Origin of the sequence: Streptomyces sp. WMMC940 (assembly GCF_027460265.1) — a bacterium.
In the GTDB taxonomy this organism is placed as follows: domain Bacteria; phylum Actinomycetota; class Actinomycetes; order Streptomycetales; family Streptomycetaceae; genus Streptomyces.
In genome coordinates this window covers 374,127-395,896 of sequence record NZ_JAPZBC010000001.1, presented here as the reverse complement: position 1 = coordinate 395,896, position 21,770 = coordinate 374,127, and the positions used below count along the sequence as shown (strand labels likewise).

The 21,770-nt window shown below is 74.2% G+C and carries 17 protein-coding genes and 2 pseudogenes; 8 read left to right on the top strand and 11 right to left on the bottom strand.

Annotation, left to right across the window (positions count from 1 at the left end; translation table 11 throughout):
- Positions 1-92: 92 nt before the first annotated feature.
- Both O7595_RS01810 and O7595_RS01805 read left to right on the top strand, forming a co-directional pair.
- Positions 93-377: pseudogene (locus O7595_RS01810) on the top strand (alpha/beta fold hydrolase); the annotation flags it as partial.
- A 92-nt stretch (positions 378-469) separates the two neighbouring features.
- Positions 470-1,708, top strand: coding sequence for a M6 family metalloprotease domain-containing protein (locus O7595_RS01805; protein WP_269726948.1), 1,239 nt, complete (start codon positions 470-472; stop codon positions 1,706-1,708).
- Here O7595_RS01805 and exaC read toward each other — a convergent pair.
- From exaC to O7595_RS01775, 6 genes are all read right to left on the bottom strand, one after another.
- Positions 1,648-3,171 carry an acetaldehyde dehydrogenase ExaC gene (gene exaC, locus O7595_RS01800; RefSeq protein WP_269726947.1) on the bottom strand — a complete coding sequence of 508 codons (1,524 nt, stop codon included), beginning with the start codon at positions 3,169-3,171 and terminating at the stop codon, positions 1,648-1,650. The two genes, O7595_RS01805 and exaC, sit on opposite strands and share 61 nt — an antisense overlap.
- Before the next feature lie 189 nt (positions 3,172-3,360).
- Positions 3,361-5,145, bottom strand: a complete 1,785-nt coding sequence (locus tag O7595_RS01795; RefSeq protein ID WP_269726946.1) for a VanW family protein — start codon at positions 5,143-5,145, stop codon at positions 3,361-3,363.
- Positions 5,146-5,326: 181 nt separating this feature from the next.
- Positions 5,327-5,476 (bottom strand): hypothetical protein, encoded by a 150-nt coding sequence (locus O7595_RS01790; protein ID WP_269726945.1) that lies wholly within the window; start codon positions 5,474-5,476, stop codon positions 5,327-5,329.
- A gap of 361 nt (positions 5,477-5,837) precedes the next feature.
- Positions 5,838-7,157, bottom strand: coding sequence for a GAF domain-containing protein (locus O7595_RS01785; protein ID WP_269726944.1), 1,320 nt, complete (start codon positions 7,155-7,157; stop codon positions 5,838-5,840).
- 51 nt (positions 7,158-7,208) lie between these two features.
- Positions 7,209-8,720: an SWIM zinc finger family protein gene (locus O7595_RS01780; RefSeq protein ID WP_269726943.1), complete on the bottom strand. Its 1,512-nt coding sequence runs from the start codon at positions 8,718-8,720 to the stop codon at positions 7,209-7,211.
- Positions 8,717-11,590, bottom strand: coding sequence for a DEAD/DEAH box helicase (locus O7595_RS01775; RefSeq protein WP_269726942.1), 2,874 nt, complete (start codon positions 11,588-11,590; stop codon positions 8,717-8,719). Before O7595_RS01775 ends, O7595_RS01780 begins: the two co-directional genes overlap by 4 nt.
- 227 nt (positions 11,591-11,817) lie before the next feature.
- Here O7595_RS01775 and O7595_RS01770 point away from each other — a divergent pair, with 227 nt between their 5' ends.
- The gene (locus O7595_RS01770; protein ID WP_269726941.1) at positions 11,818-12,003 is read left to right on the top strand and encodes a hypothetical protein; all 186 of its coding nucleotides are present in this window, start codon (positions 11,818-11,820) and stop codon (positions 12,001-12,003) included.
- 116 nt (positions 12,004-12,119) lie between these two features.
- Here O7595_RS01770 and O7595_RS01765 read toward each other — a convergent pair.
- The 4 genes and pseudogenes from O7595_RS01765 to O7595_RS01750 all read right to left on the bottom strand — a co-directional run.
- Positions 12,120-12,356 (bottom strand): annotated as a pseudogene (locus O7595_RS01765) (tannase/feruloyl esterase family alpha/beta hydrolase); the annotation flags it as partial.
- Positions 12,357-12,474: 118 nt separating this feature from the next.
- On the bottom strand, positions 12,475-13,278 hold the full coding sequence (locus O7595_RS01760) for a hypothetical protein (RefSeq protein WP_269726940.1): 804 nt from the start codon (positions 13,276-13,278) through the stop codon (positions 12,475-12,477).
- Positions 13,279-13,479: 201 nt separating this feature from the next.
- On the bottom strand, positions 13,480-13,785 hold the full coding sequence (locus O7595_RS01755; RefSeq protein WP_269726939.1) for a hypothetical protein: 306 nt from the start codon (positions 13,783-13,785) through the stop codon (positions 13,480-13,482).
- 297 nt (positions 13,786-14,082) lie between these two features.
- Positions 14,083-14,682: a class I SAM-dependent methyltransferase gene (locus O7595_RS01750; protein ID WP_269732331.1), complete on the bottom strand. Its 600-nt coding sequence runs from the start codon at positions 14,680-14,682 to the stop codon at positions 14,083-14,085.
- Positions 14,683-14,855: 173 nt separating this feature from the next.
- Between O7595_RS01750 and O7595_RS01745 the strand changes: the two genes are divergently transcribed.
- From O7595_RS01745 to O7595_RS01725, 5 genes are all read left to right on the top strand, one after another.
- Positions 14,856-15,656, top strand: a complete 801-nt coding sequence (locus O7595_RS01745) for an MHYT domain-containing protein (RefSeq protein ID WP_269726938.1) — start codon at positions 14,856-14,858, stop codon at positions 15,654-15,656.
- 129 nt (positions 15,657-15,785) lie between these two features.
- A complete protein-coding gene (locus O7595_RS01740) occupies positions 15,786-18,449 on the top strand; it encodes a sensor histidine kinase (protein ID WP_269726937.1) in 2,664 nt (887 codons plus the stop codon).
- Positions 18,446-18,880: a roadblock/LC7 domain-containing protein gene (locus O7595_RS01735; protein WP_269726936.1), complete on the top strand. Its 435-nt coding sequence runs from the start codon at positions 18,446-18,448 to the stop codon at positions 18,878-18,880. Before O7595_RS01740 ends, O7595_RS01735 begins: the two co-directional genes overlap by 4 nt.
- 22 nt (positions 18,881-18,902) lie before the next feature.
- Complete coding sequence (locus O7595_RS01730; RefSeq protein ID WP_269726935.1) at positions 18,903-19,316, top strand: DUF742 domain-containing protein; 414 nt, start codon at positions 18,903-18,905, stop codon at positions 19,314-19,316.
- Positions 19,317-19,643: 327 nt separating this feature from the next.
- Positions 19,644-20,639: a nucleoside hydrolase gene (locus O7595_RS01725; protein WP_269726934.1), complete on the top strand. Its 996-nt coding sequence runs from the start codon at positions 19,644-19,646 to the stop codon at positions 20,637-20,639.
- Positions 20,640-20,801: 162 nt separating this feature from the next.
- Here the strand turns inward: O7595_RS01725 and O7595_RS01720 are convergent, their stop codons facing one another.
- Positions 20,802-21,689: a SigB/SigF/SigG family RNA polymerase sigma factor gene (locus O7595_RS01720; protein ID WP_443071804.1), complete on the bottom strand. Its 888-nt coding sequence runs from the start codon at positions 21,687-21,689 to the stop codon at positions 20,802-20,804.
- Between the last annotated feature and the right edge of the window lie 81 nt (positions 21,690-21,770).

The window sequence follows — 21,770 nt, the reverse complement described above, 5'->3', positions numbered from 1 at the left end:
TGAGGCTCCTCCTGCCGTGCGGCGTGGCGTCACACTGCAATGCAATGTCACATCCCACTGGCTCGACCGTCTCCCGGCCGTGAAAGGGATCCATGAACCCCGCCTACGCCACCGTCGACCACACGTTCACCGTCCCCCTGGACCACAGGACTCCCGGCGGCTCCACGATCGAGGTCTTCGCCCGCGAAGTCGTCGGCCCCGCCCGTGTGAACGAGGAACTGCCCTGGCTGCTGTACCTCCAGGGCGGCCCGGGCGGCAAGTCGCCGCGTCCGTCCACCGGTTCGCCCGGCTGGCTGGACCAGGCGCTCAAGACCCACCGCGTCCTGCTGCTCGACCAGCGTGGCACCGGCCGCTCCACCCCCGTCACCGCCCGCTCCACCCCCGTCACCGCCCGCTGTGCCGCCCGGCACTCCCCGGAACGGACCGCGTCCAGTTCCAGCCGGCCACCGGAACCCGCCGTGTCCTCACCGTGTACGTCGACTTCCCCGACGCACCGGCCACCGACACCACCGAGCCGTACGCCGCCCATCTCGCCCCCTCCGCCGCCTGGATGCGCACGGCCGGCTACGGCCGCCTCCGTCTCTCCGTCACCTCCTTGCACCGGTGGATCCGCATGCCGGCGGACTCGACCTCGTACGGTTTCGCGCGCGGGCTCACCTTCGAGGCCCACGAGAAGTACGTGCGCGACGCGATCGCCGCCGCCGACCCGTACACGGACTTCTCCCGCTACGACATGGTCTACATCGTTCCCACCCGGACGGCGGCCGCGATTCCGTTCTCCCCGACCTACCTCTACGACCCCGCCACCTCCGGTGTGGCCGCCGACGGCACCCGCCTCAAGTGGGCCGTGACCTTCGGCCAGGACATGTGGCGCTGGGGTCACAAAGTCGTCGCTCACGAGACCGGCCACACCTTCGGGCTGCCCGACCTCTACTCCTTCACCGGCCCCACCCACCAGTACGCGGGCGGCTGGGACATCATGGGGGACATCGCGGGGGCCGCCCCGCAGTTCCTGGGCTGGCACTCGTGGAAGCTGGGCTGGACTCGTGACCGACAGGTCGCCGGCCTCGCGGGCCGCGGACACCGCACCGTACGCCTGACTCCCGTGGAGCGCCCCGGCGGCACCAAGATCGCCGTACTGCGCACCGGTGAGACCACGGCGTACGTCGCCGAGTCCCGCCGTCCTGTACGCAACGACCGCTCCGCCTGTTCCACCGGTGTCCTCATCTACCGGATCGACTCCGCGACCCCGACCGGCGAGGGCCCGGTGCGCGTCATGAGCGCCAATCCGTCCACGACGCCTCCCGCCGGCTGCACGCAGCTCGACCTCGCGGCGTTCCAGCCGGGCCAGACCTTCACCGACCCGGACACCGGCGTCCGGATCGCGGTCCGCGCAGGCGGACCGGCGGGGATGTGGTCAGGCTCAGCAGCACCTGAGGAGGACTCTGACCTGCGAGGCTCCCCTGGCCGGTCACGGGCGGCGAGACCTCCAAGGTCCGCCCGGCCGGGCGGCCGAGGCCCGGAGCAGGCGGTCGGTGTCATCGGTGGACCTGACAGCTTCTGGGAACACCTACCCTTCGTGCGGTCGCGCCCTACGACCAAGCAGCCGCCCCAACACCTCACGGCGCCTTTTCGCGCCGAGATCGCTCAGAAGAAGCCCAGCCTCTTCGGCGAGTACGACACCAGGAGGTTCTTCGTCTGCTGGTAGTGGTCCAGCATCATCCTGTGCGTCTCACGGCCGATGCCGGACTGCTTGTAGCCGCCGAAGGCCGCGTGCGCCGGGTAGGCGTGGTAGCAGTTCGTCCAGACGCGCCCCGCCTGGATCGCCCGGCCGGCGCGGTAGGCCTGGTTGACGTCGCGCGTCCAGACACCGGCACCGAGGCCGTACAGCGTGTCGTTGGCCGTCTTGATCGCGTCGTCGAAGTCGGCGAACGAGGTCACCGCGACGACCGGACCGAAGATCTCCTCCTGGAAGACCCGCATCCGGTTGTCGCCCTCGAAGATCGTCGGCTGCACGTAGTAGCCGCCCGCCAACTCGCCGTCGTACTCGATGCGCCGACCGCCCGTGAGGATCTTCGCGCCTTCCTGCTGGCCTATGTCCAGGTACGAAAGGATCTTCTGCAACTGGTCGTTGGAGGCCTGCGCGCCGATCATCGTGTCCGTGTCGAGGGGGTGGCCCGGGACGATCGCCTCGGTGCGGGCGATGCCGGCGTCCAGGAACTCGCTGTAGTGGCCGCGCTGGATCAGCGCCCGTGACGGGCACGTGCACACCTCGCCCTGGTTGAGGGCGAACATCGTGAAGCCCTCCAGGGCCTTGTCCCGGAGTTCGTCGTCGGCCGACCAGATGTCGTCGAAGAAGATGTTCGGGGACTTGCCGCCCAGTTCCAGCGTGACGGGCCTGATGTTCTCCGCGGCGTACTGCATGATCAGCCGCCCCGTGGTGGTCTCGCCGGTGAACGCGACCTTCGCCACCCGGGGGCTCGACGCGAGGGGCTTGCCCGCCTCCACACCGAAGCCGTTGACGATGTTCACGACTCCCGGCGGCAGCAGGTCGGCGACGAGGCCCATCCAGTAGTGGATGGACGCGGGCGTCTGCTCGGCGGGCTTCAGCACCACCGCGTTGCCGGCGGCCAGGGCCGGGGCGAGCTTCCAGACGGCCATCAGGATGGGGAAGTTCCACGGGATGATCTGCGCGACGACGCCGAGCGGCTCGTGGAAGTGGTAGGCGACCGTGTCGTCGTCGAGTTCGCTGAGCGAGCCCTCCTGGGCGCGCAGCACACCGGCGAAGTACCGGAAGTGGTCGATGGCCAGCGGGATGTCGGCCGCCAGGGTCTCCCGGACCGGTTTGCCGTTCTCCCAGGTCTCCGCGACCGCGAGCTCCTCCAGACGGCTTTCCATCCGGTCGGCGATCCTCAGCAGGATGTTGGCCCGGGCGTCCGGCGCCGTGCGCCCCCAGGCGGGCGCCGCCGCGTGCGCCGCGTCCAGGGCGCGCTCGACGTCCTCGGCGGTGCCGCGGGCGATCTCGGTGAACGCCTTGCCGTTGACGGGGCTCGGGTTCTCGAAGTACTGGCCGCGGGCGGGCGGTACGGCCTCGCCGCCGATCCAGTGGTCGTAGCGGGACGCGTACGTGACGATCGCACCCTCGGTGCCGGGTGCGGCGTAGCGGGTCATCTCGGAGGCCTCCCGGTTCGCCGCCGTCCGCCGTCGGACGGCGTTTCGACGCCGAACCTAGGGGGACGGACGTTGCAGCCCCGTTGCGCCCGCGTCCGGCCTGCCCGGCACCGGCACCCGGCACGGGTCCGGACGACGGGCGGCGGCCTCCGGCCCGGTGGCGGGCCCCGCTGGGGTGCCGCCCCCGGGTCAGTGGGGTTCGGTGGCGTCGGCCGCCTCGGCGGCGGTCTTCGCTGCCGGGCCGCCCGCGTCCGGTGCGGTCTTTTCCGGGGTGCAGACGACCTCGTCGCGCGGCGTGTAGTGGGTCGTGAAGTTCTCCCGGCCGACCTCGCGGCCGTCCTTGACGAAGTGGCGCCCGACGGCGACGTCGAAGCCCTCGAGCGGTGTCTGGACCTCGCACTCCGGGCCGCTGCCCTTGCGGGTTCCCGGCTCCTTGACGTGGGTGCGCGGCCCCTTGGTCGCGCGTACCTCGTCGTACTTCTTCGTGCCGAGGAACGAGATGGTGACCGACGTGTCCGTCGACTCGGCCTTCACATAGACGGCGTTGCCCGAGTCGTTGAGCCAGCGCATGTCGAGCGTGCCCCACGCCACCGTGGCCTCGCGGCCCTCCGGGTAGCGCTCGATGTAGAACGAGTGGGCCCCGTACTCCACCGGCTTGACGCCCGCGAAGAAGACGGCGTTGAACATCGTCGTCGCGACGGCGGAGACGCCCCCGCCGGGGGACTTCACGTACTGACCGTCGTTGATCATGATGCCGTCGACGAAGCCGTTCTCCTTGGTGCGCTCCCCGACCGTGCGGTTGAAGCTCCACTCCTTGCCCGGCAGGACGACGGAGCCGTCGATGCGCTCCACGGCGCGGGCGATGTTGGTGACCCGGTAGGGCGCCGCGGGGAACTCGACGGTGAACGAGGAGACCTTCTCCTTGATGCCGAGGCGGCGGGCCGACTCGGCGGTGAACTCCGGCTGGACGGCCTTCGCCGGGATCTCGCCGGTGCGGGCGGCGCCCTCGCGGGTCAGCAGGGGGAGCACGGCCTTGCCGAGCGCCTGTTCCTGGACCTCGTGGCCCACCCGGGCCTCCTCGGTCACGACGACCCGGTCGCCGTCGAGCCCGAGCACCGCGTTCCGCGGGCCCTGCGCGGCCTGGCGCACCTGGCCGGAGACCTCGGGGTCGCCGAGCAGCCCCTTGGCGTCGAGGGCCGGGGTGAGCCGGCCGTCGGCTCCGGGCTTCATGGTCAGATGACGGCCGAGGGCCGAGGGGCCTACGGTGACGGCCCTGCCGTCGAGGGTGAGCGTGACGGGGCCGGACATCGCGGGCTGGGCGAAGTCGTTCATGGCCCGCTCGGTCTCGGCGCGGTCCGTGCGCGGCGGCGTCCGCTTCACGGGCATCACGACGGGCGAGCGGTCCGCACGCAGGTAGCCGTCCCGGAGGGCGTCCGGGGCGCGGTCCTTCACCAGGGACGTGCCGGTGACCGGCGAGACGGCCGTCGCCTGGCCGTTCTCGAAGGATATGGCGCCGTCGCGCACCTTCCGCTCGGCGGCCGCGCCCATGCGCGCGACGGCGTCCCGGTTCTTCTCCTCGTCGACGCGCACCACGGGCTCGAGGTCGCGGTTCTCCGCGCTGAAGAGCCTCCCGATGACGCTGACGGGGTCGAGCGACTCGTTCACGGCGCTCCCGGCGGTCGCCGCCGTGTCGACGGACAGGCCGAGCGCCGCGGGATCGGCCTTCTCCTCCCGGTCCCCGATCCTCAGCGTGAGAGGCGCGGCGTAGGTGCCCGCGAGCTCGCGGTCCAGGGTCCGCTGGGCCTCCGACCGGCTCATCCCGCCGATGTCGACGCCGCGCACCCGGGTGCCGTCGGGGACGTCGCCGGCCGCCAGTCCCGCCGCGTACAGACCGCCTGCGGCGAGGACGACCGCCCCGCCCGCGATGGGCAGAGCGAACCGCCGGCTGTCCGTTGCGCGGGTTCCGCGTGCCATGAGACTCCCTCGGCATCGGCCGGTCGCAACGGCGCCCCGGCGGGCCGCCGGTACAGCCCGGTGAACGTGGTCGGACTTACCACCATCCACTGAAACGGGCTAAAAGTGACCCAAATGTGACTGCTTTCACGAATTGCTCCTCGGGTGCTCCGGCCCTCGCCCGAGGGCCGGAAGTCGCAGGTCAGGCCACGGGTACCACGGGAGCGGTGACGAGGGAGGCGTCCCCGCCCTGGACCACGTACCGGACCCCGGCGCTCGCCTCGTGCGGGCCCTCGAGCGGAACGGCGCTCACCTCGATGAGGCGGTCGTACTGGTCCTCGGCCAGGTGCACCTCGAGGGCGGTGCTCCGGTGCTCGTCGACGCGGCCCTCGGCGATCCGGTGGGACAGGGCGCGCGGCCACCCGGCTGAGGGCCCCAGCCGCTGGGCGGACCCGCCGCCGCGCGCGCGGGTGCGGGCGGGTAAACGGGCTGCTCGCCGCGCTGCGGGCGGACCCGCCGCCGGTCCCCGTCGCCGCGCGCGGGTGCGGGCGCACGCCCCCTGCTGCAGCCGGTCGGTGCGGCCTGCGCAGAGGGTGATGGCCGAGGTCGCCGCAGCGCCCCCGGAAGGCCGTCGCCGTGCGGGAGGGGCGGGCGCACGCCCCCTGCCGCGGCCGGTCAGCGGAGCCCTCCCCACGCGGCCGTGCCCGACGCCGTCACCACGGCTCCCCGAAGGGGGCGCGCGCCCCGTCGCCGTACTCCCTGTCCAGCGCGCGGGCCCGTGCCTGCGCCGCGGCGCGTCGGTCCTCGGGGAGTGCGGCGGCCAGGGCCCGCCACGCGGCGAGGTCGCCCTCGCCCCACGGGCTGTAGGCCCAGTCCGCCAGCAGCCCCGGGTCGCCGCGGGCGATCAGGGCGGTGCGCAGCTGGTCCCGCAGTCGCTCGCGCAGCCGGGCGACACCCGGCGCCCGCGAAGCGGGCAGCAGCGGCCCGGTGTATTCGCCGAGCGCCGCCGCGACCGCGCCCGACGCGAGCCGGCGCCCCACCGTGCCGAAGTCGGCGTCGACCGGCACGGCCAGCCGGTACGGCCGGGACCCCAACAGCCGAGGGCCCAGCAGCGCACGCAGCCGGGACATCTCGGCCCGCAGTGTGACGGGGGTGATGTGCTCGTCCTCGTAGAGCTCCAGCAGCAGCTCGTCGCCGCTCAGCCCCTCCGGGCGGTGGGCGAGCACCACGACGATCTCGCTGTGCCGCCGGCTCAGCCGCAGCTTGCGGCCCTCCGCGACCAGCAGCGCCTCGTCCCGGCCCAGTGCCGTCAACCGCGCCGTGTCGCCGGAGGGCCGCGGCGACAGGAGCGCCAGCTGCGACTCGGCCGCCCGGGCCACCGCTCCGACGAACGCCAGACTGTGGGGATGCGCCAGCCGGTTGCCGCCCGTGATGTCCACCGCGCCCAGTAGCCGGCCGCTGTGCGGGTCGTGGACCGGGGCCGCCGCGCACGTCCACTCCTGCACCGGGCGCTGGAAGTGCTCCGCCGAGAACACCTGCACCGGTCGGTCGACCGTGAGCGCCGTGCCCGGCGCGTTCGTCCCCGCCACCGCCTCGGCCCAGCGCGCCCCTTCCACGAAGTTCATCCGCCCGGCCCGCTCCCGCGCCCCGCGGTGCCCCTCGACCCACAGCAGCCTGGCCTGTGCGTCGCACACCGCCACCAGGTGCTCGCCGTCGACGGCGTACGCACCCATCAGCTCCCGGATCACCGGCATCACGCGGGACAGCGGATGCCCCTCGCGGTAGACCGCCAGTTCGTCGTCGCCCAGTTCCACGCTCGCCCGGCCCTCCGGGGCGACCCTGGCCCGTGCGGAGCGCCGCCACGACTCGGCCACCACGGGCCGTACGCCCGCCTCCACCCGGCCGGCCGTCGTGAACTGCTCGTACGCCCGGCGCAGCACACCGACGCGCCGCCCGGCGTCGCCCCCGGCCTCCAGCGCCACCCATGGGTCCGTCAACTCGGCCTCCCGGTCCCCGGTCCACGTCGTGCCCATCGTCGTGCGACCCGGCGCCCTCGACAAGGGTCACGCACGGACGACGCACCGTCACGGCCTGCCGGCGCCCCCCGCGTACGAGACGGGGTCGTCGGGCACCGGGCGGACCACCGCATGAGCGGCCCCCGGCGGCGGCCCGCCGGGACCCGGGCCCTGCACCGTCAGCGACGCCAGTGCCGAGGCCGGGTCGGGGGACGGCGGGCCCGCCGGGGACCACGGTGCGCGGCCGGCACGGGTGAACACCCACCAGCGTCCGTCCGCCCCCACGCGCAGTTGCGTCCCCGGCCGCACGGTCCACCGCCCCGCCCCCGCCGCGCGCAGCGGCGGGCGTGCCGCCTCGTCCCGGTCCTCGGTGAGGCGCAGGTGCGCCGCCGCACGCGCGAGGACGTCTTCCGCGACGGGCCCGCCGTCCAGTACGGCCAGTCCCGCCGCGCCGCCGTACCGCCAGGCACGTACGGCGGCTTCGAAGCCCGCCCGACCCCGGCCGGAACCGGCCGCGAGCCGCTCGGCGACCGCCGTTGGAATACCGTCGCACGCCGTCGCGGCCAGGCGTACCGCGTCCTGATCCACCGTCAGCCCGGCGGCGAGCCCGACCGGCACCGTCGCCGTTCCCGCCGCGCCCGCGTCCGCGGCGCCGGCCGCGGAACCGGCTGGGGCGCCCGTCCCGAGGTCCCGCCGCCCACCGCCCGCGGACAGCGCCTCCGCCAGCATCCGCCGCGCCCGCACCGCCGCGTCCGTCGCCAGGAACCGCAGTGCGGCCGGGTCGATTCCCTCGGGTGCGTCCGTTCCGGTGTCCAGTGACGGCGGCAACCCCGGAGCCTCGGGCAGGGGAGGCGCGGCGAGCGGTGCCGAGGCGGTGCTCCCCGAGACGGCCGCCCCCGGCGCGCTCGCCGCAGTGGCGACGGCGGCGAAGGCCTCCCCAGCGGGCACCCCCGCCACATCGGGCACGCTCCCGGACTCCGGCCCGGGCCGCTCCGCCCGTGCGGCGCTCCGCACCTGCAGCTCGTCGAGAAGCCGGCGCTCCCCCCGCCCTCGCAACAGCAGCAGCACGAACGGGTCCTGGTCCAGCAGCCGTGCCACCTGGTAGCAGAGGGCCGCGGTGTGCGGGCACAGGTCCCAGGCCCCGCAGCCGCACTCCGGTTCCAGTTCACCGATGCCCGGCAGCAGTGCGACGCCCGCCTCCGCCGCGTCCTCCACGAGGTGCGGTGGCATGTCCCGCTCAAGGAGGGCCGCGATGTGTCCCGCCCGGTCCACGGCCGTGTCCAGGAACCGTTCCCACGCGTCCGCGGTCAGCTCCGGCAGCAGCACATCGCCGCGCTGTCCCGTGCCGTCCCGGTCCCTGACCACCGCCGTGATCCTGCCGGGCCGGACGGAAACGGCCCCCACGGCCCCGTCCCGTGCCTGCCTGCGCCCCTTCCTCAGCTGCTCCGTGTCCAGGGCACCGTCCTCCAGGGCCTTCACCCACGCCCGGCCCCACCAGGTCACGGCGAAGCCCCGGCCCCGCGCGGGCGGCAGCGCGACGAACGTCCGCCCGTCCTCGTCCTCGTACGCGTCGCCCGTCATCGTGCGCCCCCTCGCAGTTCGACCAGATCCGCCAGTTCGGCATCGGTCAGTTCGGTCAGTGCGGCCTCGCCGGAGCCGAGCACCGCGTCGGCGAGTTCCTTCTTCCGTTCGATCATCGCGGCGATGCGGTCCTCGACGGTGCCCTCGGCGATCAGCCGGTGGACCTGCACCGGCTGGGTCTGGCCGATGCGGTGGGCCCGGTCGGTGGCCTGCGCCTCGACGGCCGGGTTCCACCAGCGGTCGTAGTGCACGACATGACCGGCACCGGTGAGGTTCAGCCCCGTGCCGGCGGCCTTCAGCGACAGCAGGAACACCGGCACGGCACCGTCCTGGAAGCGCCGGACCATGGCCTCGCGATCCGGTACCGGCGTCCCGCCGTGCAGCAGCTGCGTCCGTACGCCTCGCGCCGCGAGATGCCGTTCGAGCAGCCGGGCCATCCGCACGTACTGGGTGAAGACGAGGACGCCCGCGCCCTCGGCGAGGACGGTGTCGAGGAGTTCGTCGAGCAGTTCGAGTTTCCCGGAGCGGCCCGCGATCCGCGGCCGCTCCTCCCGGAGGTACTGGGCGGGGTGGTTGCAGATCTGCTTCAGTGAGGTCAGCAGCTTCACGACGAGGCCGCGTCGTTCCATTCCGCCGGCGGCCGAGATCGCCTCCAGGGTCTCCCGGACGACCGCCTCGTACAGGCCCGTCTGCTCCGCGGTGAGGGAGACCGCGCGGTCGGTCTCCGTCTTCGGAGGCAGTTCGGGCGCGATGCCCGGATCGGACTTGCGGCGGCGCAGCAGGAACGGCCGGATCAGGGCGGACAGCCGCTCGGCGGCCGCGGTGTCGCCGCCCTCGACGGCCTGCGCGTACCTGGACCGGAAGGTGCCGAGCCGGCCGAGCAGGCCCGGCGTCGTCCAGTCGAGGATCGCCCATAGTTCCGAGAGGTTGTTCTCGACGGGGGTGCCGCTGAGCGCGACACGCGCCTTCGCGCCGATGGTGCGCAGTTGCCTGGCCGTGGCCGCGTAGGGGTTCTTGACGTGCTGGGCCTCGTCGGCGACGACCATGCCCCAGACCGCCCCCGCGAGCTCCGCGGCGTCGAGCCGCATGGTTCCGTACGTGGTGACGACGAACTCCCCGTCCGCGAGTCCGTCCAGGCTCCGGGACGGACCGTGGAAGCGCCGCACGGGCGTGCCGGGGGCGAACCTCTCGATCTCCCGCTGCCAGTTGCCCATCAGGGAGGCCGGACAGACGACGAGGGTCGGACCGGCGGCGGACGGGTCGGTCTGCCGGTGCAGATGCAGGGCGATGAGCGTGACGGTCTTCCCCAGCCCCATGTCGTCGGCGAGGCAGCCGCCGAGGCCGAGCGAGGTCATCCGGTGCAGCCAGTTCAGCCCGCGGAGCTGGTAGTCGCGAAGCACGGCGGCGAGCGCGGCGGGCTGGGCGATCTCCGGTACGCCGCCCTCGGGATCGGCCAGTCGCTCCCGCAGCCGTTCCAGCCATCCGGACGCCTCGACACCGACCCTGCGGCCACCGCTCTCCACGGACCCGGTGAGCACCGCGGCCAGCGCCTCGACGGGCGTCACGCCGTGGTCGCGTCGTGCGCGGGCCAGCCGGGCCTCCTCGGGATCGACGAGCACCCACTGGTCGCGCAGCCGCACCACGGGCCTGCTCGCCTCGGCGATCCGGTCCAGTTCCGTACGGCTCAGCTCCCGGTCGCCGAGCGTGAAACGCCAGTTGAAGGCGAGCAGGGCGTCCGAGGAGAGGAACGACGGCATCGCGGATCCGGCGGGATCCGCGCCGGTGGTCCCCTCCGCGCCCTCGGGCGGCCCGATCACGGCCCTGGCGGTGAGGGTGCGGACGAGTTCCCGGGGCCAGTGGACCTGCACCCCGGTCGCGGCCAGCGCGTGCCGGGCGTCGCCGAGGAGTTCGGCGACCTCCTCGTCGGCGAGGTCCACGGCGACGGGCACGGCCGCGGACAGCAACGGTGCGAGGGGTGCCCACGCCCGTGCGGCCCGGCGCAGGGCGAGCAGGGCGTCCGTACGGGCACGCGGACCGAACGCGGCGTCCTGATCTCCCGCCCACACACTCGCGGCATCCGCGACCAGCGCGGGACCGCTGACGCTGTGCAGCTGCGGCACGGCCCGGAAGGAGGGTCCCGCCCGGTGCCCGGACGTCGTGCCACTCGGTGCCTCCCCCTCGGTGGGCCCCAGCACCTCGACGCGCAACGACAGCCGTACGCCCGCGTCATGACCGGCCGCCACCTCATGCGCCCAGGCACGCGCCCCGGGCAGATGCTGCGGCTCCTCCGCGGCGAACGCCTCGGAGCCCGCGGCGAGCGCGGCCGCGGGAGTCCGCGGCAGCACGTCCGCCACCGCGTCGAGGAAGGCCCGCAGGTGACGCTCGGGTCCGGGGAGCAGCACAGGTGAGGCGCCGGCGTCGACGGGGACGGCGTGCGCGGTCGGCGGCATCGATGCCGCGAGGCCGCGTACCCGGTCCATGTCCTCGGCGGCCAACGGCCCGACGCGCCAGGCGTCGTGGTCGCTCGGGCCGAGGCCGGGCAGAAGCAGTCCGCGGGCCGCCAGCTGGAGCGCCAGCACGGTGGCCGCGCCCCAGAACACCGCGGCGGGAGAGGCGCCGTCCGCCACCCGGGCGTGCAGGAGGACCGGCAGTGCGTCCCGTACCGGCAGCGTACGGGCGGGCACGGCGTACGTCCGGCCGCCCGGGCCGGCGACGGTCAGCTCCGTGGGCGTGCCGGCGCCTGCGGGGGGCCGGGCGCCGTCGGCGTGCCAGAACGCGAACCTGCCCGCTCGGGGCGGGTCGGCCGGCAGGAGCACTGCGGAGCAGCGGACGAGCCCGGAGTCCTCGGACGGTGTTGCCGCGGAAGGCATGTGGACAGCGATGGCAGGGTCCTCAAATTTGACTAGTGGGAGCCGGAGCGGCCGAGGATACCTCAGGCGCACCCCGGCGGGCGCCGGAGCACGCACCAACCCGCCGCCCCGGTCGTCGCCCGTCGGGCCGGGGGAAGCGGCGGCCGCCCGAGGGAACCGGCGGGCCCGCGGAAGCGTTGTCACAGCAGGGAGCGGCGGCCGTGGGCCGCGAAGGAGGCTGCGAAACAATGTCGACAGGTGCGAAGATCGCCGTCGGGGGAGTGGCCGTCGGCCTTCTCCTGATCCCGCTGATCGGATTCTGGATGTCGCTGCTGGTGATCGTCGGAGTGCCCGCCGTGGCCTACTTCGCGCTCGACCCCTCGCAGCGCCGCCGGCTCCGCCGGATCAACAACCGCAAGCAGATCGGGCGCTGAAGGGGCGGGTTCGCCGCCTCCCGGTGCGGGTGACCAAGCACCGGTGCCCGCTGCCGAGCGGGCCCCGGTGCCGCGCTGCGGTGAGGGGCGGGGTGAGAGAGCCCGAGCCGTCGGCCCAGCGCGCAGGAGTTCACCACGTCGCCGCCCGCGGGCCTCGGGATCCTCCGGTCCGCGGGCGGTGCCACGCCCTTCTCCACCCAGGCGGTCAGCGCCGCGAACGCCGACCGGTGGCACGGCAGGATCGGACGCAACCGGTCGGGATGGCTGTCGTACAGGGCGTCCGTGTGGGCGCCCGCCTCGACCGAGTAGTAGCGGTGCAGCTTCGAGCGCCCCCGGTCGTCGATCATCCGCGCCTACACATCGGAGCTCGGCCATAGGCGTGGCCCACACCTCGGGCATCTCGGCCGTGTGGGACGGCTCCTCGGGAGATCCTCTGGTGGGCCCGCTCGCGACCCGTGCGTACGCCCCGCCTCAGGTCGGCCGTACCGCCATCCTGTCCAGGGCATCCAGCAGCCCGGGCAGTTCGGGACCGCGGCCCACCGGCAGTACCTGTCCGGGCTCCTCGTCCAGCAGCACGAAGGCGATGTCGTCGGTCCTGGCCACCAGCGACCAGCCGGGCCCGTCCGCCCTCAGCATCCGGGCTCCGTCCGGCGCGAAGCTCGACCGCACCCGCCCGAGCGGCGGCGCGTCGTCCACATAGGCGTGGAGCTCCTTGAGCACCCGCCGCACCCCCTCATGCGGTGTCGCGCGCTCCTCCTCCGGCGCGTCGGGCTGAGCGAACGTGATCTGCTCGGCCACCTGTTCGCGCCACACGGCCCACTGCAGTGCGACCTCGTCCGCGCCGAGCCGCCGCTGTGCGGGACCCCACTGACTCGTGTCGGGCGGGGTCAGCGGGGGGCCGCCCGCCTCCTTCTCGTCCGGGTCATGGGGCGCGGGCACACCCGGCGCGACCGTGGCGACGGTCAGCGGCCAGCCGGGCAGCGCGGCGACCACCGAACGGTCGCTGGGCGACAGGTCGTACTCCATCCCGCAGTCCCACGACGCGATCGCCACGGCGACCAGGGACACGTCGTCGATCACGACCGTCCAGCGGGCGCCCTCTCCGTCCTGCCCGAGGACCAGCCCGTAGCCGCCGTTCCAGGGCCGGAGCCCCAGGGCGGCGCACGCCGCGGGGTAGTCGTCGCCGAGCACGCTGGGGAACTGCGCGGGTGTGAGCAGCTGCGCAGTCAGCACAAAGAGCGCGTCGTCGTCGGCCGCTTCGTCCGTCCCGGCCACGGCATCCTCCCCATCGGATCGTTCGTCGGCGCACCTTAACCAGTGGGTAACCCCGGCGTCGAGGGTCCGCGGCAGGAAACCGAGGCGACAGCTTCCGCGCCCGGCCCCCGGAGGGGCGGACCCCGACGAATCCGGTCGGACCCTGGCGAAGAGGGGCGGACCGTGCACATTCGCGCGCCCCGCCCCTCCGGGCCCGTGCCGTCAGGCGACGGGCAGGCCGAGCAGACTGCGTGCGACCGTCCGGGGCGACTCGTCGCGCTCGCGCGCCAGGGCGATGACGGCCCGGCAGGCCAGCTCGTTCACCCCGAACGACAGCGCCTCGGGCGACACCCAGCCCGACGCCTCCTCGATTCCCTGCTGGTCGTCCTCGGCGCACGCGGAGACATACGCCGCCGCGGCCTCGAAGAGATTCGGCTGACGCTGCCGGACGACCTTCGCCCGCGGCGTGCCCGCACCGTCCGCCCCCTCGCCCGCCCACCGCGCAGCGAGCCTACGGATTCCGCTCATCACCTTGTGGAACACCCAGGGCCCCCTTCCACCGCACCGTCACTCTTCCGGTGTACCCCGCCGGTATGACAAGTCTTCCTGCGCGTCCTTTCGTGGACGTCATCACCGGGTGCCCTTCCGCGCTCGGTCCGTCGGACGGGCGGCTTCCCCGGGCGGACCGGGCCGCTGCGCTCGGCCGTCGCCGTCGCCGTCGCCGACCGACGGCCGCCTGCGGGAAGGGCGGCTGTGCCGGTCGCCGGCTGCCGCGTCCGAACGTGCCGCGTACGCGGGTGCGTGGACGGACACTCCCGCACCGGGTCAGTCCTTCCTGACCGCCAGCGCGAGGAAACGCTCCTCCTCGTCGAGGTACGAGACCAGCCGCCAACCCGAAGCGGCCAGCAGTGGACCGAGGTTGGGCTCGGCGCGCAGGTCTTCGGGAGTGAGCCGACGCTTCTGGCGGACCGCCAGTGCGGCCCGGCCGATGGGGTGGAAGAGCGCGAGACGTCCGCCCGGACGCACCACCCTGGCCAGTTCACTCAGGTCGTCGGCAGGATTCGGCAGGTGCGCGACCAGCCCGGAGGCGAACACGGCGTCGATCGACGCCGTGCGCAGCGGCAGCCGTGCCACGTCCGCCTGCAGCAGCACGGCGTCGCGGTCGCGTCCGGCGCCGACCGCCGCCTGCAGCATCTCGAACGTCAGATCGGCGCCGAAGACCGTGCCGGCCGGACCCACCGCCTCGCGCAGGACGGGCAGCGCGCGTCCGGTGCCGCAGCCGGCGTCGAGGACCGCGTCGCCGGGGGTCAGGTCCAGTGCCGCGACCCCCACCACGAACGCGAGCCCGTCATCGGGAAACCGGGCGTCCCAGTCGGCGGCCCGGGTGCCGAAGAACTCCTGCACACGCGTGTGGTCGTCGGTCATGCGCCCCATGATCCCGCAGTCCCGGCCCGACTCGCCGATCGCCACCGGAACAGCCGTGCGGTGCACACGTTCGACCTCGGCGCGATCGTTCTGAAACATCAGCTGTCATATTCCAATAGCTTTCGAAATGCGCCCCCGCCCCGCGCCCCCATCGGGACTACCGTCCCTGAGCCATGGGACACCTGGACCACGCCACATTCGGCTGGCTGACCCCCGCGCTGTCGTACGCGATGGCCTGCATCGGCGCCGCCCTCGGGCTGCGCTGCACCGTGCGCGCGATCGACGCGACCGGCCGCTCGCGCCGCAACTGGCTGCTCACGGCGGCCTCCGCCATCGGCACCGGCATCTGGACGATGCACTTCGTCGCGATGCTCGGATTCGGTGTCACAGGCACCGACATCCGCTACAACGTCCCGCTCACCATCCTCAGCCTGGTCGTCGCCATGGCCGTCGTCGGCGTGGGGGTCTTCGCCGTCGGTCACGGCCGCGATCGGGTCCGCGCCCTGCTCCTGGGCGGGCTGACCACCGGACTGGGTGTCGCCAGCATGCACTACCTCGGCATGGCGGCCCTCCGGCTGCACGGCGACGTCACCTACGACCCGTTGCTCGTCGCCCTCTCCGTCGTCATCGCCGTGGTCGCCGCGACCGCCGCCCTGTGGGCCGCGCTCAACATCAGGTCGCCGCGCGCGGTCGCCGTCGCCTCCCTCGTCATGGGCGCGGCCGTCAGCAGCATGCACTACACCGGCATGCTCGCCGTGAGCGTGAGGGTCGCGCCCTCGGACGCGGTGCTGCCCGGGGCCACGACGATGCAGTTCATCTTCCCCCTGGCCGTCGGCCTCGGCTCGTACCTCTTCCTCACCTCGGCCTTCGTCGCCCTCACTCCGACGGCACACGAACGGGCCGCCTACGCGTCGGCCGAGCGGACCACCGAGCCCGAGCCCGAGGTGTCCGCCCCGGCACCGACCACGTCGTAGGGCGCCCCTGTCATCCGGCACGCCCGGACCGTCATCCGGTACGCCCCGGACCGTCCGGCGTCCCGGGCCCACCGCCCCCGCACGGCCGTCCCGCCGTACCCGACACCCCGTACCCGGAACGAGGAGGCCATGCGCACACCTCGCAGCAAGCCCGGCGCCGAGACGCCGCCCCCGCGACCAGCGAAGGCCGCCGGCTCTCCGGCCGTCCGCGGCCGCCGTGCCCACGCAGGACCGCCCGCGGACGAACGGGCCGGGCCCGGCCCCGCCCACCGACCGGCCGACGCACGCCGCGGGCAGGCACCGCGACGCCCGGGGGAGCGCCTGCAGCTGCGTCCCCGGACCGTACGCGCCAAGATCATCTCCCTGCTGATGGTCCCGGTCGTCTCCCTGCTCGCCCTCTGGGGGTTCGCCACCGTCACCACCGCGCAGGACATCGCGCGGCTCCGGCAGCTCCAGGACGTCGAGGACCGCGTCCGCGGACCCGTAGCGGAGACCGTGACCGCTCTCCAGGCCGAACGGCGCGCGGCCCTCCGGCAGATCGCCGCCCCCGACGGCCCGCGCGCCGCCGAACTCCAGCAGCAGGCCAAGGCCACCGACGCCGCGTTCGCCGACCTGTCCCTCGACCCGTCCCACACCGTCGCGGACGGGGGCGATCTGCCCCGTGACGTCTTCGGGCGGCTGACCGCGTTCGTCGCCCAGGGCCGCGCACTCGCCGCCCTCCGCGTATCGGTGCTCGACGGCGGTACCGACTGGGACAGCGCCTACGAGCAGTACACGACGGCCATCGGCACCGGCTTCGGCGTCGTCGGCGCACTCGCCGGCGTCCAGGACCCCGGCACGGGCCCGGACGCCCGGGTGCAGCTCGAATTCGCCCGGGCCGGCGAGATGCTCGCCCGCGAGGACGCACTGCTCACCGCCGCCCGGGCCGGCCGTTCGTTCACCGCCGACAGGCTGCGGCGGTTCACCGGCGCCGTGGAGACCCGTCGTGCGCTCACCGAGTCCGCCGTCGCCGACCTGCGGCCGCGCGAGCGGGCCGCCTGGCGCGAACTCGAGGCGCAGAGCGCGTACCGGGACCTCCGGTCCGCCGAGGACGCCACCGCCGCCGCGCCTGCGGGACGCCGCGCGGCCTCGGCCGTGCCCGTCACCACCTGGGACACCGCCCACGGCGCGGTCCACGCCGGGATGCTGGACATCGAGAAGAGCGCCCGGCGCGGCGCGGCGGACCGGGCCGACCCGGTCGGACAGGGCATGTTCACCGCCGCCGGCGCCGCGGTCCTCCTCGGTCTGGCCGCGGTGACCGCCTCCCTCGTCATCTCCGTACGCATCGGCCGGGCCCTCGTGGTCGAACTCGTCAGTCTCCGCAACACGGCCCTGGAGATGGCCCGTCACAAACTGCCCCACGCCATGCGCCGCCTCCGGTCCGGCGAGGACATCGACGTCCGGGCCGAGGCGCCGCCGGGGCCGCCGCCGCAGGACGAGATCGCCGAGGTCGGCGAGGCACTGTCGACCGTCCACCGCGCCGCCCTCAGCGCCGCCGTCGAACGCGCCGAACTCAGCCGTGGCATCTCCGGTGTGTTCGTCAACCTGGCGCGCCGCAGCCAGGTCCTGGTCCATCGGCAGCTCACCCTGCTCGACAGCATGGAACGCCGTGCCGAGGACCCCGGCGAGCTCGGAGACCTCTTCCGCCTCGACCATCTGACGACCCGTATGCGCCGCCACGCGGAGAGCCTGATCATCCTGTCCGGCGCGGCACCGGGACGGGCCTGGCGGGTGCCCGTGCCGCTCACCGACGTCGTCCGCGCCGCCGTGTCCGAGGTGGAGGACTACGCGCGGGTCGAGGTACGGCAACTGCCCGAGGCCGCGGTGGTCGGGGCCGCGGTCGCCGACCTCACCCATCTGCTCGCCGAGCTCGTCGAGAACGCGGCACAGTTCTCGCCTCCGCACACCAAGGTCAGGGTCAGCGGCGAACCCGTCGGGAACGGCTACGCACTGGAGATCGAGGACCGGGGACTCGGCATGGGCAGGGAGGCCCTCTCGGACGCCAACCGCCGTATCGAGCAGTCCGAGGCGCTCGACCTCTTCGACAGCGACCGGCTGGGCCTGTTCGTCGTCAGCCGGTTGTCGGCGCGCCACGACATCAAGGTGAGACTGCGGACCTCGCCGTACGGAGGGACCACCGCGGTCGTCCTGCTCCCCACCGCGCTGCTGCAGAGCGCCCTGCCGGCGGGCGCCGCCCCACCGGCACCCGGGCGCCGCGAGCCCGAACCCGAGCCGGTGCCACGGCCCGTGACGCACTCCGCCCCCTACGCCGTGCCGGACGCCGCACCGTGTCCGGCACCCCACGACGACCGGTCCCTGACGGCCCGGCCCGGCGGGCAGGGCAACGAAGCCCGGTCGCGGGGAGCGGCCCCGCCGCCGCCCGGGGTCATCGCCCTGAGGCTGCGCGACCGTACCCCGTCACCACCCCCCGACGGCCCCCGCGCCGGACATGCCGGTGTCCGGCCGTCGGCTCAGGGCGCCGCCGCCCGCGGAGACCACTCCACTCCGGAGGACGCGGGCGGCCTGCCGCGCCGCGTGAGGCAGGCCAGCCTCGTCCCCCAGTTGCGCGAGCCGGCGCGGATCGAACAGCCGGACCCGTCAGGGCACGCCCCGCACGAGGGTCCGGAACGCACCCCGGAGCAGGTCAGGGACCGGATGACCGCCTACCGCGCCGGCTGGGCCCGCGGCGGTGGGCCCGCCCCGGGCAGACCCACCCACAGCAGCGCTCACAGCAGTGAAGGAGACCACGCATGATCGACCACGAGAGGACCCTCCACCCCCGCTCCGGTGAACTCGACTGGCTGCTCGACGACCTGGTGCTGCGGGTGGGCGAGGTCCGCCACGCGGTCGTGCTCTCCAACGACGGTCTCGCAGTGGGCGCGTCCGGCGGCCTCACCCGGGAGGACGCCGAGCACCTCGCGGCCGTCTCCTCCGGGTTCCACAGCCTCGCCAAAGGCGCGGGACGCCACTTCCGCACCGGCGGGGTCCGGCAGACGATGGTCGAGATGGACGACGGGTTCCTCTTCGTCGCCGCCGCCGGGGACGGTTCCTGCCTCGCCGTCCTCAGCTCCGTCACCGCCGATGTGGGCCTGATCGCCTACGAGATGGCGCGGCTCGTGAAGCGCGTCGGCGAGCACCTCGGCACCCCGCCGCGCATGTCCGCGACCCCGCCCGCCGCCGGCTGACCCGCAGGGAGGCTCCACCGACATGAACGACGCCGACGGCGGCGGCCCGGACCTCCGGGGCAGCCGCTGGTACGACGCGGAGGCGGGCCCGCTCGTCCGCCCGTACGCCATGACCGGAGGCCGTACGGAGCCGGGACCGTGCGCCGCGCGCCTCGACCTCATCGCGCTCGTCGACGCCGCCGCCGACGCGGCGGACCGGGCCGCGGAGTCCCTGCTCGGGCCCGAGCACCGGGCACTTCTGGACCTCTGCCGCACCGAGACCCAGTCGGTCGCGGAGCTCGCGGCGGACGCCGATCTGCCCGTCGGGGTCGTACGGGTGCTCGTCGGCGATCTGCTGGAGGGCGGGCACGTCACCGTCTCCATGCCCGTACCGCCCGCGCGACTTCCGGACGAAAGGATTCTGCGGGAGGTGATCGACGGCCTCAGAGCCCTCTGAGCCGTCCTCCGGCGGACCGGGGACCGGGCGGGTGGTGACCGGGGATCGGGGGCGGGAGCCGGATGGTCGGAAGGGTCGGGCCCAGGTGTCCCGGACATGCGGACCGGGAATCCGGAGTCCGCGGACGCCACGCCGGGCCGACCGCCGGTCCGGGTGGAGCACACCTGGCGGCGTCCACCGGGGCACACTGGTGGGGTCGTCCCCCCGCAGGACCCGCCGTTCCCCGCACGGCCCGCACGTCCGTGCCCGCGCCGGTAGCGGCCGGCGCGGTACCGGTGCCCCCTTACCACCGGCGCCCCCGCGCCGCCGCCGACGCCGAGGAGCAACGTGTCCGTACCGATCATCCTCGACTGCGACCCCGGGCACGACGACGCCGTCGCCATCCTGCTCGCCGCCGGGGACCCCGCGATCGACCTGCTCGCGATCACCACGGTCGCGGGCAACCAGGTGCTGGAGAAGACGACGCTCAACGCCCGTCGCATCTGCACCGCCGCGGGCATCACCGACGTGCCCGTAGCCGCAGGCTGTGCCCGACCCCTCGTCCGGGAACTCCACGTCGCGGACGACGTCCACGGCGAGTCGGGCATGGACGGGCCGAGCTTCGGCGAACCGACCGTCGGCACCGTGCCCGAGCACGCCGTCGACCTCATGCATCGGCTCCTGACCCGGCACCCGGAGCCCGTGACCCTCGTCCCGACCGCCCCGCTGACCAATGTCGCCCTGCTGCTCACCCGGCATCCCGACGCGGCGGAGCACATCCGCGAGATCGTGCTCATGGGCGGCTCGACGGAACGCGGAAACCGCACTCCCGCAGCCGAGTTCAACATGTACGTCGACCCGGAGGCCGCCGACATCGTCTTCCGCAGCGGGCTGCCCGTGACCATGTGCGGGCTCAACGTCTCCCACCAGGCACTCGTCACCCCCGATGTGCTCGCCCGGCTGGAGGGGCTCGGCACGGACCTCGGGCGCATCTGCGCGGAGTTGATGACGTTCTTCGCCGCCACCTACCGCCGGCTCTGGGGGTTTCCGGCGCCACCCCTGCACGACCCGGTGGCGGTGGCCCGGGTCATCGACCCGGGGATCGTGCGCTGTGTCGACGCGAGCGTCGCCGTCGAACTCCGCGGGGAGTTCACACGCGGGGCGACCGTCGTGGATCTGCACCGGTACCTCGACCGGCCGGTCAACGCCCGCGTCGCGGTGGGCCTCGACCAGGAGAGGTTCTGGGACCGGGTCGTCGGCGCCGTCGACAGGCTCGGCCGGCGGGCGGCCGGCCCGGCGGGCGCGGGACCGGACGGCCCGCGCACGGAGGACGGCCCGGGATGACCCGCGGGGTGCCCGCCGTCGCCCGCCGGAGGTGCGGAGGTCCGCCGGGGTGGGGGCCGGGGTGCCGGTCGGCCCCGCCTCAACCCCTCGCGGGGACACGGACGACCACCGGGCGAGAGCCCGAGGTGGCACCCGGCCCCGCGCGGCGCCCCGTCGCAGCGATCACCGCCGCACGGAGGAGCAGGGCCTGCGCAGTGCCCGGCGTCGCGCGGGGCGCCGTTGCGGCGGCCGCGTCTCGCAGCCGGCCGCCACCGCGTCGCGCAGGATCTCGTCCCGCAGCCGGCTGCAGCAACGGTCGATCAGACGGGAGACGTGCATCTGCGAGATACCGAGGTCCTCCGCTATGCCCCTCTGCGTCATGTCCCGGAAGAAGCGCAGATAGAGTATCCGCCGCTCGCGGTCCGGCAGCCCGTCCAGACGGGGCCTGACCGCCTCGCGGTCGATGACGACGTCGAGCGCCGGATCGGGGCCGCCCATCGCGTCGGCCAGCGTGTAACCGTCCTCGCTGCCCTGCACCTCCGCGTCGAGGGAGAGGGCGCGGTAGCTGCCGAGGGCCTCCAGACCCGCCCCGGCCTCCTCCTCCGTCATGCCCGCCTGCCGCGCGATCTCGGCGGCACTCGGCTCACGGCCGCCGACGGTCTGGTCGAGCTCCTGGCGGGCGGTGCGGACCCGGTTGCGCAGGTCCTGCACCCGGCGTGGCACGTGCACGGTCCACGTATGGTCGCGAAAGTGCCGCTTGATCTCCCCGTTGATCGTCGGGACGGCGAACGACTCGAACGCCCCGCCGCGGTCCGGGTCGTACCGTTCCACGGCCTTCACCAGCCCCAGTGCGGCGACCTGGCGCAGATCCTCCAGCGCCTCGCCCCGGTTGCGGTAGCGCCCCGCCAGCCGGTCGGCCATGGGCAGCCAGGCGCGCACCAGTTCCTCCCGCAGCGCGGTTCTCTCCGGCCCGTCGGTGAGCCGGGCCAGCCGGGCGAAGGCGGCCGCCGTGTCCGGGGCGTCGGCGTGGGGGTGCCTGCCGCGCTCATGCGTCTGCTTGCTCACTCTCAGCTCCTCGTGGGGTGCTGACGGTGTCGATCGCCAGGAGCCGAAGGCGGCCCGGGGCGCGCAGGGCACGCAGGGCTCCGAAGC

Bases quoted from the DNA above. Each gene is read 5' to 3' on its own strand.
- O7595_RS01755 (WP_269726939.1), bottom strand. From the start codon at position 13,785: ATGAGCGGAATCCGTAGGCTCGCTGCGCGGTGGGCGGGCGAGGGGGCG.
- O7595_RS01745 (WP_269726938.1), top strand. From the start codon at position 14,856: ATGGGACACCTGGACCACGCCACATTCGGCTGGCTGACCCCCGCGCTG.
- O7595_RS01795 (WP_269726946.1), bottom strand. From the start codon at position 5,145: ATGGCACGCGGAACCCGCGCAACGGACAGCCGGCGGTTCGCTCTGCCC.
- O7595_RS01730 (WP_269726935.1), top strand. From the start codon at position 18,903: ATGAACGACGCCGACGGCGGCGGCCCGGACCTCCGGGGCAGCCGCTGG.
- O7595_RS01770 (WP_269726941.1), top strand. From the start codon at position 11,818: ATGTCGACAGGTGCGAAGATCGCCGTCGGGGGAGTGGCCGTCGGCCTT.
- exaC (WP_269726947.1), bottom strand. From the start codon at position 3,171: ATGACCCGCTACGCCGCACCCGGCACCGAGGGTGCGATCGTCACGTAC.
- O7595_RS01785 (WP_269726944.1), bottom strand. From the start codon at position 7,157: ATGGGCACGACGTGGACCGGGGACCGGGAGGCCGAGTTGACGGACCCA.
- O7595_RS01775 (WP_269726942.1), bottom strand. From the start codon at position 11,590: ATGCCTTCCGCGGCAACACCGTCCGAGGACTCCGGGCTCGTCCGCTGC.
- O7595_RS01735 (WP_269726936.1), top strand. From the start codon at position 18,446: ATGATCGACCACGAGAGGACCCTCCACCCCCGCTCCGGTGAACTCGAC.
- O7595_RS01780 (WP_269726943.1), bottom strand. From the start codon at position 8,720: ATGACGGGCGACGCGTACGAGGACGAGGACGGGCGGACGTTCGTCGCG.
- O7595_RS01750 (WP_269732331.1), bottom strand. From the start codon at position 14,682: ATGACCGACGACCACACGCGTGTGCAGGAGTTCTTCGGCACCCGGGCC.
- O7595_RS01740 (WP_269726937.1), top strand. From the start codon at position 15,786: ATGCGCACACCTCGCAGCAAGCCCGGCGCCGAGACGCCGCCCCCGCGA.